Here is a 15500-nt window from a genome sequence, read left to right as displayed (position 1 = left end):
GTTTTGGCTCCTAAATTCGTTTGACTAGAAGTCCGACCCTGCCGGACCTTGGTTCCTTAGTGGGACAGCGTGGCCACGGCCGATGTGGTGCAAGTCGCCGAGTTGTTCGGACCGACGACGAGAGTTGCTCCTTCACGGCAGCTAAAGGTCCATGTTTCGACCATTGGAGCCCCCACCGCTGCTGCTACGCTTCCACCCGGAAGGGGTTGGTAGCCGGCACCCAAGTTGCCTTCGGCGTTTTCAGCAATACCAACACAACCGGATACAAACAGAACAGCGATGAGCGAGGCTGCACGCATGATTTAGCCCTTTACAGCTTTCACGATCTTTTCGGCGCCGTCGCTGAGGTTGTCAGCAGCGATCACGTCGAGACCGGAATTGTTGATGATGTCCTTGCCAAGCTCCACGTTGGTGCCTTCGAGGCGCACAACGAGCGGAACTTTGAGGCCGACTTCTTTGACAGCAGCGATAACGCCCTCTGCGATGACGTCGCAGCGCATGATGCCGCCGAAGATGTTCACGAGGATACCCTTAACGTTCGGGTCCGAGGTGATGATCTTGAAGGCTTCGGTGACTTTCTCTTTGGTCGCGCCGCCACCTACGTCGAGGAAGTTTGCGGGCTCTGCGCCATAGAGCTTGATGATGTCCATGGTCGCCATTGCAAGACCGGCACCGTTCACCATGCAGCCGATTTCGCCGTCAAGCGCGATGTAGTTCAGGTCGAACTTGGAAGCGGCGAGTTCCTTGGGGTCTTCTTCGGTTTCGTCACGAAGCTCTGCGATATCGGGGTGACGATAGATCGCGTTGCCGTCGAAACCGACCTTGGCGTCGAGCACCTTGAGATCGCCCGAACCTTCGAGAACGATCAGCGGGTTGATTTCGAGCATCTCCATGTCCTTCTCGGTGAAGGCACGGTAAAGGTTGCCCATCAGAGCAACGCACTGCTTGACCTGAGCACCCTTGAGACCGAGAGCAAAGGCAATGCGGCGGCCGTGGTAGGGCTGGTAGCCGGTTGCGGGATCAACCGAGAACGAGAGGATCTTTTCGGGGGTCGAAGCTGCAACTTCTTCGATGTCCATGCCGCCTTCGGTCGAGCATACGAACGAAATACGCGAGGACTGACGATCGACGAGCAGAGCGAGATAGAGTTCACGCTCGATGTCGGAGCCGTCTTCGATGTAGATGCGGTTGACCTGCTTGCCGGCGGGGCCGGTCTGGTGGGTCACGAGGGTCTTGCCGAGCATCTGCTTGGCGAGCTCGGCTGCTTCTTCAACCGACTTGGCCAAACGAACGCCGCCTTTTTCACCGGCTTCGGGCTCTTTGAATTTGCCCTTGCCGCGGCCGCCTGCATGGATCTGGGACTTTACGACCCAAAGAGGACCGTCAAGCTCGCCTGCTGCGCGCTTTGCATCCTCAGCCTTCAGAACGGGGCGACCGTCCGAAACCGGAGCGCCATAACTGCGCAGGAGCGCTTTGGCTTGATATTCGTGAATGTTCATCGAGTGATCCTCGCTGTGCTTTGATTTTGTCCCACTAAGCACACTAAAACGTATCGCAGAACGACTATTTTAACTGTGAGCGGTAAAACCCGACATTTGTGATCACAGATTTTTAAGGTGTGATCACAAAATCAGGCGACGAGGATCAGTGTCGCGGATGAGGCTCTAAGATTCGTCTTTTTGACAGATCCGTCCAAGGTAAAGAGCCTGACCTCTGGGGAGCATCATGGGATCGGCGCTGATCTCCCAGCCGGCCTCTTGCGCGGTGGCAAGCACATCTTCGGCGAGGAAATGATAGGGGGCACGCGCTGGATGCGTCACCACCCCGTCCTTTTGACGGTAAGGTTTGCCGAGCGCTTCGCGGTCGGGAGCAAGAAAGACGGTAAAGGCAAATTGTCCGAGTTTCGGAAAGGCACGCCGTAGGTTTTTCAGCGCACGCGCAAGGTGACTGATCGGAAGATGGGTAAAGACAGCGAAACAGATCGCATGGGTCACGTCATCCGAGACCCCGACAAAGTCAAAGGTCTTGTCCTCGATCAGCTGCGCTTCCGAGAGGCGGGAGGGATCGACAAGCTCGACCTCGCGGCCACGGAGCATGAGGGCGCGCGATGCATCCGTGGCCCAGTAATGACCGGGTTCCAGATACTCGATCGCCTTGCATCCCAGCCTGAGCGACCCTGCACCGATGTCCAAAAGCACATCATCGGGCTGAAGACCCATGTCGCGCAAAATCTGCATCTGCACGCGGCCCGTTTCGTCCCACCGTCCGCCGACGATATCGCGGTGCTTGCCGTTCTCCAGCGCACGGTCATAAAACCCCTCTACCTCGTAGGGAGAGAGCGTCATTTTTGCGCGGCCCGTCTGGCGATGGCGAGGCAAAGATCTGTCGCCGCGGCCATGTCCTGAACCGAGACATACTCGAGCGGGCCGTGAATGTTCTGCATCCCCGTAAAGAGGTTGGGGCAGGGGACGCCCATTTCGGTGAGCCGCGATCCATCCGTGCCGCCGCGGATCGGCACAGAGAGCGGGTCAAGGCCCAGATCACGGGCCGCCTCTCTTGCGAGATCGACCGGCGTCATGTCTTTTTCAAGCCAATAGCGCATATTGCGATACTGGGCTTTGATCTCGCAGGTGATCTCGGCTCTAGGTTCGGTTGCGGCGACAGCGGCGCAAACATCGCGCACCATCTGTCCCTTGGCCTCGAGCCCCTCTCTCTCGAAGTCGCGGAGGATCAGGCGGATCACCATTTGCGTGCTCGTGCCCGTCATATCCACCACATGGACGAAACCTTGGCGACCGCTGGTGGTTTCGGGGGTCATCGACCATTGCGGCAGGGTTTGAACAATCTTGGCGGCCAGATGCGTGGCATTGACGAGTTTGTCTTTTGCATAACCAGGATGGATCGAGACGCCGTTGATCGTGATCACGGCTCCATCTGCGGAAAAGGTCTCGAATTCGATCTCGCCTTTGGCACCACCGTCAAAGGTATAGGCCCAATCGACGCCAAGGTCTTTTGGCAATGCCGCATCCACGCCACGACCGATTTCCTCGTCAGGCGTAAAGGCAATCCTGATTTTGCCGTGCGGAATATCCTTGTTCGCGAGCAAATGGCGCGCGGCTGTCATGATGATGGCGACCCCTGCTTTGTCGTCCGCCCCGAGAAGCGTCAGCCCCGAGGCCGTGATCAGGTCCTCGCCGACCTTTTGGGCCAGATAAGGAAACTGCTCGGGCGACATGGAAAGCTCGGGATTGTCGGGAAAGGTAATAGTGCCGCCGTTGTATCCCTTGATCACGCGGGGTTTGACGCCCGTGGCGTTGAACTGGGGGGCGGTGTCCACATGGGCCAGAAATCCGATCGTGGGGCCGTCGCAGGTCGCGGGAATGGTTGCAAGTACGGTGCCGTAATCGGTCAGCGTCACCTCTTGGGCACCGATTTCGACAAGCTCGTCCCGCAAGAGATTGAGCATCCCGAACTGAATGTCCGTAGACGGGCTCGACGCGCTATCGGCGTCCGATTGGCTGTCGATGGCGGCATAGCGGCAAAGACGGGTCTCTAGCTCTGCGTTGAAGGTATTCATCCTGCACTCCCTGTATCGACGGCGAATGTGCCTGACCGCTCTGCGGTGTCAATTGCGGTTAGACGGTATGGCCCGAAACAGGCAGAGGCGCAGGGCTCGTAGGGTCCGTAAGCTTGCGCGAGACGAAGACCGCGATCAAGGTCGTTACCGTTGCCGTCAGCATGAGGGGCACGGGCGTGCCGTCGAACATTAGCGTTACGGGAATACTGGCCATCGCCCCGACCAAGGTCGAAATGGAGGCGATCACAGAACTTGCGGTGCCCGCGACATGGCCCAAGGGGACAAGAGCGATGGCGTTCAAATTTCCCGCCGCCAATCCGGGCGTCATGAAGACCCCGAGGATCGAAAGCAAAAAGACGACGAAGAGTGCGGTATCGCCCATGCCGCCCAAAACGATGGCGGTTGTGCCGATTACGAGGTTGACGCTTTGCACAAGAAGCAAAGTCTTGATCACGCGTGCAGGTCCGAGTTTTTCCACCAGCAAACCGTTCAGGAAGGAAGACAGGAACACCATCAAGGCAATAAGCGCGAACCAGCGCGGAAAGCTTTCGCCGCGATCAAAGGCCTGTTCAAAGATTTGCTGGAGATTTGCAATCGAAGCGAAGACGAGACCCATGCAGAGCGTCTGGAGCATGATCGCGCGTCGGAAGACGTCATGCGAAAACGACTCTTTGACGCCACCCCAGATCGCCGTCGGCGAAATCGGTCTACGGTTTTCGGGCAAAAGGGTCTCTTTGCGGGCAAAATAGGTGATCGCAATCGCAAGAGCACCATAGAAGCTATAGGCAATAAAGATCAGCCGCCAATCGCCCAGTTTGAGGATGAATTGCCCGATCAAAGGGGCGACGGCGGGTGCGAGAGAGAAGATCATCATGGCAAAACTCATGATCTTGGCCATGCGTGCGCCGGAAAACTGATCCCGCACCATTCCCGTGATGGCAACATGTGCGATCGCGGCTCCCGACCCCTGAAGTGCTCGGGCGATCAGAACCGTTTCGAGCTGGGGCGCAAAAATCACGCTGACCGCACCCGAGAGGTAGATGCCGCAACCGATCAGCGTCATCCTTTTGCGTCCGAAGCGGTCCGTGAGTGGACCTCCCGCGATAAAACCCATGCCGATGCCGGCGACAAAGATCGACACAGTCAGCGGCGCAAGGTTCGGTGCGTCAGGCGTCAATTCGGTCGCAATTTGCGGGAGCGCAGGCAGCAAGCCGTCAATCCCGAGCGCACCCATTGAAAAAATCAAAGCGATATAGGTCACAAGCCCAAGGCTGACCCCAGTCGAAGACGTCATAATACAATCTTTTCGTTATTTTCGGAGAAAGGAATAATGGCCACGGTCCGTGGTCAGCTCCGTCGCCGAAAAATGGCGGCAAACACTTTGGGAAGTCAAGGGAGAGAGGTAAAATTTTACTTTACCCAAGCAAAAGGGCGACCCGAAGGCCGCCCTCTGAATTCGTGATCTTTCGATCGGTCTCTTAGTTGAGCGAACCGTCGATGGCCTTGCAGGCTTCGACGAGGCCCTTAACAGCTGCGACCGACTTGTCGAACATCTCTTGCTCTTCCTTGTTGAGCTTGATGTCGATGACCTTCTCGACGCCGTTTGCGCCGATGATGGTCGGAACGCCGACATACATGCCTTTTACGCCGATCTCGCCGTCGCAGTATGCTGCGCAGGGAAGAACGCGCTTCTGGTCCTTGAGGAAGGCTTCTGCCATCTCGATGGCAGAAGTCGCGGGGGCATAGAATGCCGAACCGGTCTTCAGCAGGCCGACGATCTCTGCGCCGCCGTCACGGGTGCGCTGGACGATGGCGTCGAGCTTGTCCTGAGTGGTCCAGCCCATTTCGACCAGATCGGGGAGCGGGATGCCGCCAACGGTCGAGTAACGAACCGAAGGAACCATCGTGTCGCCGTGGCCGCCGAGAACAAAGGCGGTAACGTCGCGCATGGATACGCCGAATTCGACCGAGAGGAAGTGACGGAAGCGAGCCGAGTCCAGAACGCCTGCCATGCCGACGACCTTGTTGGTCGGAAGGCCCGAGAACTGCTGGAGCGCCCAAACCATCGCGTCGAGCGGGTTGGTGATGCAGATCACGAAAGCGTTCGGAGCGTGGGCTTTGATGCCTTCGCCAACCGACTTCATGACTTTGAGGTTGATGCCCAGAAGGTCATCACGGGACATGCCCGGTTTGCGCGGAACGCCGGCGGTCACGATGCAAACATCAGCGCCTGCGATGTCGGCATAGTCGTTGGTGCCTTTGAACGTGCCGTCAAAGCCCTCCGAGGGGCCGGATTCGGCGATGTCGAGGGCTTTGCCCTGCGGGGTGCCTTCCGAGATATCAAAGAGAACAACGTCACCGAGTTCCTTGATCGCTGCGAGGTGAGCAAGGGTGCCACCGATTTGGCCAGCGCCGATAAGGGCAATCTTGGGTCGAGCCATGAATTCCGTCCTTCATAGGGGTTAAAGACGGGGCATTGCCTAGTCCTTTGTTGCGCCTCAATCAAGGGTGCTGCGGCGCGGCGAGGGTATTGGACTACAACATTGGATATGTTTGCGCTAAACGTGATCACAAATCGGGCGACAAAGGCGCCGTTGGGGAGGGGAATCAACCCCTGGATCGGCACTGATTCTGTTTTGGAGGCGACAGGTTTCATGGAAGGAACGACGTTTTGGGTGCTGGCCACTGTGGCCGCGATCTGTGTCGGGGTGAGCAAGGGCGGCTGGCCCGTGGTCGGAATGCTGTCGGTGCCGCTCCTGTCGCTGGTCATTTCCCCTGTGGTCGCAGCGGGGCTTTTGCTCCCTGTTTATGTTGTGTCGGATATGTTCGGCCTTTATGCCTATCGGCACGAATTCAACAAACGGGTTGTGCTTATCATTGCGGCAAGCGCGACGGTCGGCGTCGCCATAGGGGGTTTGACCGCCCATATCGTGCCCGAGGCTTTTGTCACCTTGATCGTAGGCATCGTGGGCTTCTTGTTTGCGCTCTATATGATCGTTCGCGACACCCTCACGGGTGAAGAGCGTGAGGGCAAGCTGTCGAGCGGGATTTTCTGGGGTGTTCTGACTGGTTTTACCAGCTTTGTCAGCCATGCAGGCGCGCCGCCCTATCAAATCTGGGTCTTGCCGCAGCGACTGTCCAAAATCGTCTTTGCAGGCACCTCTACGATCACATTTGCCTATATCAACGCGATCAAGCTCATTCCCTATTACATGCTGGGTCAGATCAACCTTGCCAGTATCAAGATCGCGCTTGTGCTGATGATCCCCGCCTCGATCGCCGTGTTTGTTGGCGTCAAGATGGTCAAGGTCATTTCGGACAAGGTCTTTTTCCGCGTCGTGATCGGGGCACTCTTTGTCGTGTCGGTCAAGCTGATCTGGGACGGTGTGTCGACCCTCTAGACGACGAAGCGGATCGCGGCCCAGACAAGAAGCGCCAAGAACACCGTCAGGGACAAGATCATCGCGATGGCGTTGCCACCGACGTTGCGGAGTTCCTGAACAGAGGTCTTCATGCCGACGGCAGCAACCGCAGTCACAAGGCAAGCGCGCGAGACGGTGTTGATAATGTCGTTCGCAACCGTCGGAATGGTTACGGTCGAATTGAGCGCGGCGAGGCACAAGAACCCGATCACGAAACCGGGGAGAAGCGGCGGCGCTTTGCCCATTGGCGCTTGGTTGCGCAGCACAAGCGCACCGATAAAGACAACAGGCGCAAGGAGCGTGACGCGGAAGAGTTTGACCAGCGTTGAGACATCTCCTGTTTCCTCGGAAATCGAGTAACCTGCACCGACCACCTGAGCGACGTCGTGGATCGTCCCGCCGAGGAAAAGGCCCGCTTGCTGGTCGTCGAGCCCGATGAGGCTCGTCAGAATAGGGTAAAGGATCATTGCGACGGTCGAGGCGACCGTCACCGATACGACGGTAAAGGTCAGATCGCGCTCGCTCGACTTGTCGCTGGGCAAAAGGCTTGCGATGGCCATGGCGGCCGAGGCCCCGCAGATCGCGACTGCGCCGCCCGCCAAAAAGCCGAAGTGCCTGTCACGCGCGAAGAGGGGCGCCGTGAGAACGGCGAGCCCGATCGTTGCCGCCACCGCGAGCGCGAGACAGAGCGCGAAGGTTCCGCCGATGCCCGTCAGCATGTCGATGCTGACCCTGACCCCCAAGAGTGCAACGCCGACCCGCAAGACGATCCGTGATGCGTATTGGATGCCTGCGGCCGTCCTCTCCTCTGTCGAGAGAAACTGGAACGGAATCCCCAAAAGGATCGCCATCAACATGACGGGTGCGCCATAGTGGTCCGAGATGAACTGGGCGGACATTGCAACCAAAGCCGCCATCAAAAGACCGGGGAAATGGGCCTTGGTCAGTAACATGCGAGGCCATTGTCCTTGCGGAACAGATAGAGGCCCTCGGGTTTGAGCGCGGCTTTGACGTGATCGCCGATCCGCACAGTGGTCTGGCCCGCCTGATGGATGGTCAGGGTCTTGCCGTCGGCGAGCTGTCCGAAGACATAGCTTTCGGAGCCGAGTTGTTCGACTTCGGTGACGGTGAGTTCCAGCGCTCCGTTCTCATCGAGAAAAATGTCACGCGGACGGAACCCGAGTTCCACCGCTTCGCCAACGCCTGCACCGCTGCGTGTGGGCATTGCGATATGCGCGCCGCTTTCAAGAGCGATCCCGCCGTCTGCCACTTTGCCGTCGACAAAATTCATCGCCGGAGAGCCGATGAAACCCGCAACAAAGCGGTTGTCGGGACGGTTGAAAAGCTCGAGCGGGGTGCCGAATTGCTCGACCCTTCCTGCGCGCAAGACGGCGATTTTGTCCGCCATCGTCATCGCTTCGACCTGATCGTGCGTGACATAGATCATCGTGTTGCCAAGCCGACGGTGAAGGTTCCCGATCTCGCGGCGCATGTTGACGCGCAGTTCCGCGTCAAGGTTCGAGAGCGGCTCGTCAAAGAGAAATACCTTGGGTTCGCGCACAACGGCGCGCCCGATGGCGACCCGCTGGCGCTGCCCGCCCGAAAGCTGCCCCGGACGGCGATCAAGATAGGGCTCGATCTGGAGCATGCGCGCAGCCTCGTTGACGCGACGGGCGATCTCGTCCTTGGGCGTGTTGAGGTTCTCCAAGCCAAAGCTGAGGTTCTTGCGCACCGACATATGCGGATAAAGCGCATACGACTGGAATACCATGGCAAGGCCGCGCTGGGCAGCGGGCACGTGGTTGACCACTTCTCCGTCGATCTTCACTTCGCCGCCCGAGATACTCTCGAGGCCCGAAATCATCCGCAAAAGGGTGGATTTGCCACAGCCCGACGGGCCGACAAAAACGCAGAACTCGCCCGTTTTGATATCGAGATCTATCCCGTGGATGACATCGGTCTGGCCATAGGTCTTTTGCACATTCGAAAGGACAAGATTGGTCATTATTTCAGTCCCGTGTTGGCGATGCCGGTCGTGATGTATTTCTGCAGGAAAACGAAAACGAGCGTTGAAGGCACGAGGCTGACCATGGTCATGGCGAGCCTGTAGTGCTCTTGGCTGAGATGTTCACCGCGGAATTCGAGGAGGCAAAGCTGGATCGTATAGGCTTCTTTGGTTGTTGCGATCGCGACGAGCGGCAGGATCAGATCGTTCCAGCGCCAGATCACCGAAAGGATCCCGAGCGCGGCAAGCGCAGGAAGCGCGAGCGGCAGAATGATGCGCCAATAGACCTTCCATTCGCTGGCGGCGTCCATGCGCGCGGCCTCGATCAATTCGTCAGGGATCGAGAGCATATATTGACGCAAAAGGAACACGCCTGTCGGCGTCGCTGCACCGGGTATGATGACGCCCCAGATCGAGCCCGAAAGCCCCGTGGCGTTGACGGCCTTGAACACACCGACAAGCGTGATCGTCGGGGGCACCATCAATGTCGCTAGGATGACGATGAAAAACGCCACCTGACCGCGGAACTTGTATTTGGCAAGCGCGAAGGCGGCCATCGAGTTGATCAGCAACGTAAGGACTGTCGCGATCAAGGTCACGAGCACCGAGTTGGTGAAACATGTGGCAAAGTTGACGTTGACGCCAAACGCCTCGCCTTTGATCGGATCGCTGAAATTGCTCCAGCTCGGATCAAACACCTTGCGGATCGTGATCGACTTTGTGTCGAGCTGGAGGACTTCGTCGCTTCGATTGTCGACATAGCGGGCGGGGGTGAACTCGCGCGTGGCCTTGAGGTTCGAAATCCCGAAGAGCGTTTCTTCGCCTGTTTGCGGATCGAGCGCCGAGGCGAGGATCTGGAGCGAGAGCCGCGAAGGTTCATAAGGCGGCAGGTTCAGGAACTCCGAAAGGAGGCGGCGGTCCTCGTCGTTCAGGAGCGCCAGAACAGCATCGACATCGAAATCGGCTTTGGAAGCCTGCGCCATGGAGGGATAGCGCAAAAGCCACTCGGGGAGACTTTGGACCTCGACCATTTCGCGCACCAGTTCCGAGACCATCCGAAGGTGGGAGCGCAGCGCATAAAGCTCCCGACCCTCAAAGTTCGCAAGAAACGCGCGGGTGTCATGCTCGGCACGTTCCGCTTCGCTCAGATCATCCCAGTTGAGCACCCATTGCGGCAGATCGGGAATGAAGAAAATTTCTTTTCCCTCGGGCGAGACCACAGTCGCGCGCGCAACCATTTCGAACTGGCTCGGAAGCAGTGACAGGTCCTGCTTTTCAAGCTGTGAAGGGGATTTGAGCGAATTCAAGGCCAGCCACAGAACGGGGATCAGGATCAAGAAAACGCCAAGGAGCAAATAGGCATAGGTCAAATAGTCGAGCCAATTGGCGCGCTGACCCCCTGCCTTGCGGGTGAGGAAGGTAATAGCTTGGTTCATTGTCTTGCCGATTTGGAGGAGAAATAGACCTGAAGCAGGGAGAGCATGATCAGAACCGCCGCCACGAGGAGCGAGGCCATGGCCGCAATGCCAAGTCCGTTTGTCGTCGGTTGGCCGCGGAGGCCCGACGTTTCGAAGATATAACCCACAAGCGAAGTCCAGCGCACCGACATGGCGTAGAGTTCCTCGAAGGCCTGGAATGCTTTGATGAGCGAGAGAACGGTCACGACAAGAAGCGTCGGAGCAAGTAGGGGGATGGTGATACGGGTCAGCTGGCGCCACGGCTTGGTGCCATCCATATCCGCAGCCTCATAGACATCGCGGGGGATTGCCTGAAGACCTGCGAGAAGGATCAGCATGTAGAAGCCGAGGTGCGCCCATGTATAGACGAAGACTGACCAGAACATGGTCCAAGCGGGATCGGTCAGCCATTGGATCGGCTCGTCGATCCAGCCCCACATGATCAAGGTCTGGCTCAACACGCCCTGACGCTTGAGGATCAGGCTCCACAAAAAGCCGACGACGACGGGTGAGAGCATGACGGGATAGAAGAACACCGCACGCCAGAACCCGCGCGCAATGATCTTGCGGTTGAGGGCAAGTGCCGAGATCAGCGCAACGGCGATCATGATCGGCACCTGGAAAATCACGAATGTCGCAGTGTCATAGACCGCAGCGAGGAATTTGTCGTCTTCGAAGTTTGCAGCACCCGTGTCGATCTGTGTCTCGGCCAAAAGGCGGCGTAGGTTGTCGAGCCCCGCGAAATCACGATCGGCAAAGAGGATGGACTGTCCTTCGGTCACCGCAAAGCCCATGTTGATGAACATCGGCGCAAAGGTGAAGAGCCCGAACACGATCATGTTCGGCAAAAGGAAGAGATAGGGGAGACCTGTCGCGCCGGACAGACGCTGTGCCATTTCGACGGGCCAGCCGACGACGCTCACAAACCTGTCGCGCAAGGAGCCGGTCGGGCGCAAGAGCACCCAACCGACCAAAAGATATACCGCAAGGTATATGGGCCAGGGGGCACCCACAAAAGCAGCATTCAAGGCTTCTGACATTTCGGGTGCCTCCTGACGTTTTGTTATTCGGCAATCTTGGCGGCAACGTCCGCGTCGATTGCAGCAAGAGCTTCATCCAGCGTCATTTCGCCCGTGATGGCTTTGGTGATGTAGTCAGGCACAACACCATAGATCACGAAGTTCTTTGCATAGCCTTGGAAGGTATAAGCCTGCGGCGTGGTGGCCGCTGCTTTGCTTGCGTTGGCTGCAAAGGTCGAAAGAGCCGCTGCGACTGCGGGGGACGCGTCCGCATAGTCGATGCCCGAAGCCTGAAGACCCTGATGCGCGGTGATGTTCTTGGTCTGCGCGGCAAAGGCTGCTGCATTTTCTTCCTTGGCAAGGAAGTCGACGAACTGAGCCGCTGCCTCGGGGGATTTGGACGATTTGAACGCTACAACAGCCGCGCCGCCCGGCATTGCACCGCAACCGCCGTCACCGCATGGAACAGGAACCGCTTTCCAGTCGAAATCGGTGATGTTCGCTGCATAGTTGTTGATCATCCAGGAGCCGGACATATGCATCGCGACTTCGCCCGACTGGAAGAGAGGCGCTGCGTTCTGGTATTGGGTGCCTGCGCCTGCGGGCCAGCCTTCGGCGGGCATCAGGCCGCTTGTATGCCAACCGACAAAGGTTTCGGCATATTTGCGGAAACCGTCGTCCACGAGGATCGGGTTGCCTGCGTCGTCAAAGAATTTGGCACCGTAGCTGAATGCAGGACCAGCCCAACGGTGGGCGGTGCGGTCCATCGCGAGACCTGCGGTGATGCCGGTCGCTTCTTTGACCTGCATGAGAGCGGCAGCCCACTCGTCCCAAGTCGCCCCGTCTCCGGGCATGTCGACGCCTGCGTCTTCAAAGAGCGAGACGTTGACATAGGGGCCGGTCACGGTGAGCTGGGTCATCCAGCCGTAAATCCCCTTGTCCTCGCCACCGGGCTTGCGGAACCACGGAAGGGTCGCGCCATAGGCGGCTTCCCAAGCGGCGGAATCCACATAGGGGCTCATGTCGAGATAATACTGGTTCAGACCACCGAGGTTGGTAACGCGCGCGACATCGGGGGCCGCATCGGTCTGAAGCTGGTTCTCGAGCTGATCGCGGATCACGTCATAGCCGACGGTCTCGATCTTCACGGTATGGCCCGTAGCTTCGGTGAAAGCGGGAAGCATACCCGCGATCACGTCGCATTCGGTGCCGTCCTGATAGCACAGGAACGTAATTTCATCTGCATAAACGGCGGTCGAGCCAAGCAGAATTGCGGTCGTTAGTGCGACCTTGGATGCAGCTTTCTTCATCAAGTCCTCCCTTTGAACTTAGCTGAACTGAAGATTTCAGTTAGTGACGTAATTCCTCTTTTTTTCTTTTTTGTATCAAGACGTAAAGCGATTCATCTTGCCCTTGAAAAAGGCGAGCGAGTCTCCGTCTTCCCTTAGCGCGGCGCGCAGCACGCGGCCGACGACGATTTCATGATCTCCCCCATCATGAATGGCATGTTGAACGCATTCAAATCGCGCAAGACAGCCGCGGATCAGCGGCACGCCTTCGGGATTTGTGTCCAGATTTTCTTTTGTAAGCCCGTGCATATCTTTGGCGACCGACCAGCAAAGCTCTGCTTGGTCATGGGCCAGCACGTGAATGGCAAAGTGTTTCGCGCTCCGAAAATACGGCGAACGACGCGACGACTTGTCAGGGGCCCAAAGCACCAAGGGCGGGTTGAGCGACAACGAGGTAAAGCTGTTCGCGGTGATGCCGATCGGGCCATCGTCGCTCGCGCAGGTGACGACCGTGACACCGGTGGCAAATCGGCCAAAGGCGTCACGCAATGTGCGCGTATTCTCGGCGGTCGGCACAAATTCCATCATACGATCCTGAGGTTCCATTATGGTCATGGCACTTCGTTCCCGAGCGCTGCTTCATAAAGGCCGAACCAGGTCGGGCGGTCGAGCTCTACCTTGAGCGCGTCCGAAATTGCCGAGATACGGTCCAGATTGTTGGTGCCGAGCACAGGCAGGATCTTGGCCGGATGTCTAAGGAGAAAGGCAACCGCGACCGCAGCGCGGTCCACGCCTTGCGCGGCGGCGATCTTGTCGAGACGCTGACCCAGCAAGCCCGAGTCCTTGAACAGATTGCCACCGCCAAGCGGCGACCATGCCATGATCGGGTGCGCATGTCGCTGGTGGAACGCAAGATCGCCGTTGGAGAACGGAGAAATTTCGGACAGCGAAATTTCGATCTGGTTCGTGGCAAGCGGTGTGCTCATCGCGGACTGCAAAAGCTCCCAGTCCCAAGGACGGAAGTTGGACACGCCGACGGCGCGGACCTTGCCGCTCTTGACGATGTCGTCAAGCGCAGCGCCCGTTTCGGCATGATCCATAAGCGGGTCGGGGCGGTGGATCAGCAAGAGGTCGATCTGTTCGATCCCCATCGCTGCCAGCGAAAGGTCCACAGACTTTTCAATGTGGGCGCGCGAGGTGTCATAGTATTTGACGGGCGCATCCGCATATCGTCCAACGGGGGCAACGATATCGCATTTCGTCACGATCTCCATCTGACCGCGAAGCGCGGGATTGGCCCGCAAGGCGGCTCCGAGCACGTCCTCGGCGACATAGCCGCCGTAGATGTCGGCCTGATCGAAGGTGGTGATCCCCTGTTCAAGGCAGCGCTGAATTTTTGCTTCGACATGTGCGGGCGACGTGTTTTCGTCGTCGGCCAAGCGCCACATGCCATAGACAAGACGGCTAAAGCTGAGGTCAGGCGAAAGATTGATGCGCGGCATCATTAGCGGCGTACTCCAATTCCAAGCGGCGTCGCAGGCGTCGAAGCAGGCACACGACCATAAGCCTCGGGCAACGAACAGGTTTTCATTTGCGGGAGAACGCGGCGACCAAAGTGGTCTGCTTCATCCAGATGCGGGTAACCCGACAGAATGAACGCACGGATACCCATCTTCTGATAGGCCTCCAGCTTGGAGAGAACCTGATCGGTAGACCCGACGATCGCAGCACCACAGCCGGAACGCGCGCGTCCCACACCTGTCCACAAGTTAGGCTCGATGTAGCCTTTGTCATCCGCTATTTCGCGATTTTTTGCCTGATGGCTCACACCAAGCGATTTGGCGTCAAGCGCGCGGTTGCGAATGGCGTCGCCCTGCTCTGCATCGAGCTTGGACACGATATAGTCCGCGTATTCCCGTGCTTCCGCTTCGGTGTCGCGCACGATGACGTGCACCCGAAGTCCATAGTCCAAGGTCCGTCCATAGCGTTCGGCGACAGCGTGCACCGCTTTCATCCGACCTTCGAGCTCTTCGATCTTTTCGGGCCACATCAGGTAAACGTCGCAATGCTGACCGCAGAGTTCGAGAGCGTCGGGGGAATACCCGCCGAAATAGAGCAGAGGGCCACCCGATTGGTAGGGACGGGCAGGGTCTGTGGTCAGGCCGCTGAAGTTGTAAACTTCGCCCTGGTAATTGATTTCGTCCTGCGTCCACGCCTGTTTGAGGATCTCGACAACTTCGCGGGAACGCTGATAGCGGAACGCGCTGTCCGCGACTTCACCGGGGAAGTCAGAGGAAATGATGTTCACGGTCAGACGCCCCTCGAGCATGTGATCGAGAGTAGCGATGGTGCGCGCCAGCATGATGGGCTGCATTTCGCCGCAGCGCACGGCGGCAAGCATGTTGATCTTCGATGTGATCGGGGCGCAGCCCGCGACAAAGCTGAGCGTGTCTTGGCCCACCTGATAGGACGAGGGGCAAAGGATGTTGCGGAACCCGAGATTTTCGGCCGTTTTGACAATCGTTGAACAGTGGTTCCAAGAGGACCGAAGGGAGCCGTCCGGCACGCCGAGGAATTGGTAATCATCCGAACAAAGTGCCGCGAACCAAGACACTTCTGCGGCATCAAGGTCTGCCGATGTAATGGGCACTACGGACATCATGCGCTCTCCCTCTAGGCGGTTGGTCCAGCGGAATAGTGAATGAAAATCCGCTTGACTTTCGTTATCGAT

General features: G+C 58.0%; 14 protein-coding genes. 1 reads left to right on the top strand and 13 read right to left on the bottom strand.

Annotated elements, in window-relative coordinates; all coding sequences use genetic code 11:
• Positions 1–302: 302 nt before the first annotated feature.
• The 5 genes from sucC to mdh form a co-directional block, all read right to left on the bottom strand.
• Positions 303–1499 carry an ADP-forming succinate--CoA ligase subunit beta gene (gene sucC / locus QQG91_RS11235; RefSeq protein WP_285770319.1) on the bottom strand — a complete coding sequence of 399 codons (1197 nt, stop codon included), beginning with the start codon at positions 1497–1499 and terminating at the stop codon, positions 303–305.
• 165 nt (positions 1500–1664) lie between these two features.
• The gene (locus QQG91_RS11230) at positions 1665–2345 is read right to left on the bottom strand and encodes a class I SAM-dependent methyltransferase (protein ID WP_285770318.1); all 681 of its coding nucleotides are present in this window, start codon (positions 2343–2345) and stop codon (positions 1665–1667) included.
• On the bottom strand, positions 2342–3577 hold the full coding sequence (gene pepT, locus QQG91_RS11225) for a peptidase T (protein WP_285770317.1): 1236 nt from the start codon (positions 3575–3577) through the stop codon (positions 2342–2344). Before pepT ends, QQG91_RS11230 begins: the two co-directional genes overlap by 4 nt.
• 58 nt (positions 3578–3635) lie before the next feature.
• Positions 3636–4871: an MFS transporter gene (locus QQG91_RS11220; protein ID WP_285770316.1), complete on the bottom strand. Its 1236-nt coding sequence runs from the start codon at positions 4869–4871 to the stop codon at positions 3636–3638.
• A gap of 184 nt (positions 4872–5055) precedes the next feature.
• A complete protein-coding gene (gene mdh / locus QQG91_RS11215; RefSeq protein WP_285770315.1) occupies positions 5056–6018 on the bottom strand; it encodes a malate dehydrogenase in 963 nt (320 codons plus the stop codon).
• Between the two features lie 213 nt (positions 6019–6231).
• Here mdh and QQG91_RS11210 point away from each other — a divergent pair, with 213 nt between their 5' ends.
• Positions 6232–6978 carry a sulfite exporter TauE/SafE family protein gene (locus QQG91_RS11210; RefSeq protein WP_285770314.1) on the top strand — a complete coding sequence of 249 codons (747 nt, stop codon included), beginning with the start codon at positions 6232–6234 and terminating at the stop codon, positions 6976–6978.
• Here QQG91_RS11210 and QQG91_RS11205 read toward each other — a convergent pair.
• The 8 genes from QQG91_RS11205 to QQG91_RS11170 form a co-directional block, all read right to left on the bottom strand.
• Complete coding sequence (locus QQG91_RS11205; RefSeq protein WP_285770313.1) at positions 6975–7952, bottom strand: YeiH family protein; 978 nt, start codon at positions 7950–7952, stop codon at positions 6975–6977. The genes QQG91_RS11210 and QQG91_RS11205 overlap by 4 nt on opposite strands.
• Positions 7943–9004 carry an ABC transporter ATP-binding protein gene (locus QQG91_RS11200; RefSeq protein WP_285770312.1) on the bottom strand — a complete coding sequence of 354 codons (1062 nt, stop codon included), beginning with the start codon at positions 9002–9004 and terminating at the stop codon, positions 7943–7945. Before QQG91_RS11200 ends, QQG91_RS11205 begins: the two co-directional genes overlap by 10 nt.
• On the bottom strand, positions 9004–10440 hold the full coding sequence (locus QQG91_RS11195; RefSeq protein ID WP_285770311.1) for a carbohydrate ABC transporter permease: 1437 nt from the start codon (positions 10438–10440) through the stop codon (positions 9004–9006). Before QQG91_RS11195 ends, QQG91_RS11200 begins: the two co-directional genes overlap by 1 nt.
• On the bottom strand, positions 10437–11501 hold the full coding sequence (locus tag QQG91_RS11190) for a carbohydrate ABC transporter permease (RefSeq protein WP_285770310.1): 1065 nt from the start codon (positions 11499–11501) through the stop codon (positions 10437–10439). Before QQG91_RS11190 ends, QQG91_RS11195 begins: the two co-directional genes overlap by 4 nt.
• Before the next feature lie 23 nt (positions 11502–11524).
• Positions 11525–12790: an ABC transporter substrate-binding protein gene (locus QQG91_RS11185; RefSeq protein WP_285770309.1), complete on the bottom strand. Its 1266-nt coding sequence runs from the start codon at positions 12788–12790 to the stop codon at positions 11525–11527.
• A 75-nt stretch (positions 12791–12865) separates the two neighbouring features.
• The gene (locus QQG91_RS11180) at positions 12866–13384 is read right to left on the bottom strand and encodes a flavin reductase family protein (protein WP_502881573.1); all 519 of its coding nucleotides are present in this window, start codon (positions 13382–13384) and stop codon (positions 12866–12868) included.
• Complete coding sequence (locus QQG91_RS11175; protein ID WP_285772345.1) at positions 13381–14271, bottom strand: aldo/keto reductase; 891 nt, start codon at positions 14269–14271, stop codon at positions 13381–13383. Before QQG91_RS11175 ends, QQG91_RS11180 begins: the two co-directional genes overlap by 4 nt.
• Before the next feature lie 2 nt (positions 14272–14273).
• Positions 14274–15428: an LLM class flavin-dependent oxidoreductase gene (locus QQG91_RS11170; RefSeq protein WP_285772344.1), complete on the bottom strand. Its 1155-nt coding sequence runs from the start codon at positions 15426–15428 to the stop codon at positions 14274–14276.
• Positions 15429–15500 lie beyond the last annotated feature (72 nt).

The organism is Marivivens sp. LCG002 (assembly GCF_030264275.1).
Taxonomy (GTDB): domain Bacteria; phylum Pseudomonadota; class Alphaproteobacteria; order Rhodobacterales; family Rhodobacteraceae; genus Marivivens.
This window is presented reverse-complemented; position numbering and strand designations above follow the sequence as displayed.

What these genes read in the sequence shown, in the direction of transcription:
- sucC (WP_285770319.1), bottom strand. Translation starts at nt 1,499, where the DNA reads ATGAACATTCACGAATATCAAGCCAAAGCGCTCCTGCGCAGTTATGGC.
- QQG91_RS11230 (WP_285770318.1), bottom strand. Translation starts at nt 2,345, where the DNA reads ATGACGCTCTCTCCCTACGAGGTAGAGGGGTTTTATGACCGTGCGCTG.
- pepT (WP_285770317.1), bottom strand. Translation starts at nt 3,577, where the DNA reads ATGAATACCTTCAACGCAGAGCTAGAGACCCGTCTTTGCCGCTATGCC.
- QQG91_RS11220 (WP_285770316.1), bottom strand. Translation starts at nt 4,871, where the DNA reads ATGACGTCTTCGACTGGGGTCAGCCTTGGGCTTGTGACCTATATCGCT.
- mdh (WP_285770315.1), bottom strand. Translation starts at nt 6,018, where the DNA reads ATGGCTCGACCCAAGATTGCCCTTATCGGCGCTGGCCAAATCGGTGGC.
- QQG91_RS11210 (WP_285770314.1), top strand. Translation starts at nt 6,232, where the DNA reads ATGGAAGGAACGACGTTTTGGGTGCTGGCCACTGTGGCCGCGATCTGT.
- QQG91_RS11205 (WP_285770313.1), bottom strand. Translation starts at nt 7,952, where the DNA reads ATGTTACTGACCAAGGCCCATTTCCCCGGTCTTTTGATGGCGGCTTTG.
- QQG91_RS11200 (WP_285770312.1), bottom strand. Translation starts at nt 9,004, where the DNA reads ATGACCAATCTTGTCCTTTCGAATGTGCAAAAGACCTATGGCCAGACC.
- QQG91_RS11195 (WP_285770311.1), bottom strand. Translation starts at nt 10,440, where the DNA reads ATGAACCAAGCTATTACCTTCCTCACCCGCAAGGCAGGGGGTCAGCGC.
- QQG91_RS11190 (WP_285770310.1), bottom strand. Translation starts at nt 11,501, where the DNA reads ATGTCAGAAGCCTTGAATGCTGCTTTTGTGGGTGCCCCCTGGCCCATA.
- QQG91_RS11185 (WP_285770309.1), bottom strand. Translation starts at nt 12,790, where the DNA reads ATGAAGAAAGCTGCATCCAAGGTCGCACTAACGACCGCAATTCTGCTT.
- QQG91_RS11180 (WP_502881573.1), bottom strand. Translation starts at nt 13,384, where the DNA reads ATGACCATAATGGAACCTCAGGATCGTATGATGGAATTTGTGCCGACC.
- QQG91_RS11175 (WP_285772345.1), bottom strand. Translation starts at nt 14,271, where the DNA reads ATGCCGCGCATCAATCTTTCGCCTGACCTCAGCTTTAGCCGTCTTGTC.
- QQG91_RS11170 (WP_285772344.1), bottom strand. Translation starts at nt 15,428, where the DNA reads ATGTCCGTAGTGCCCATTACATCGGCAGACCTTGATGCCGCAGAAGTG.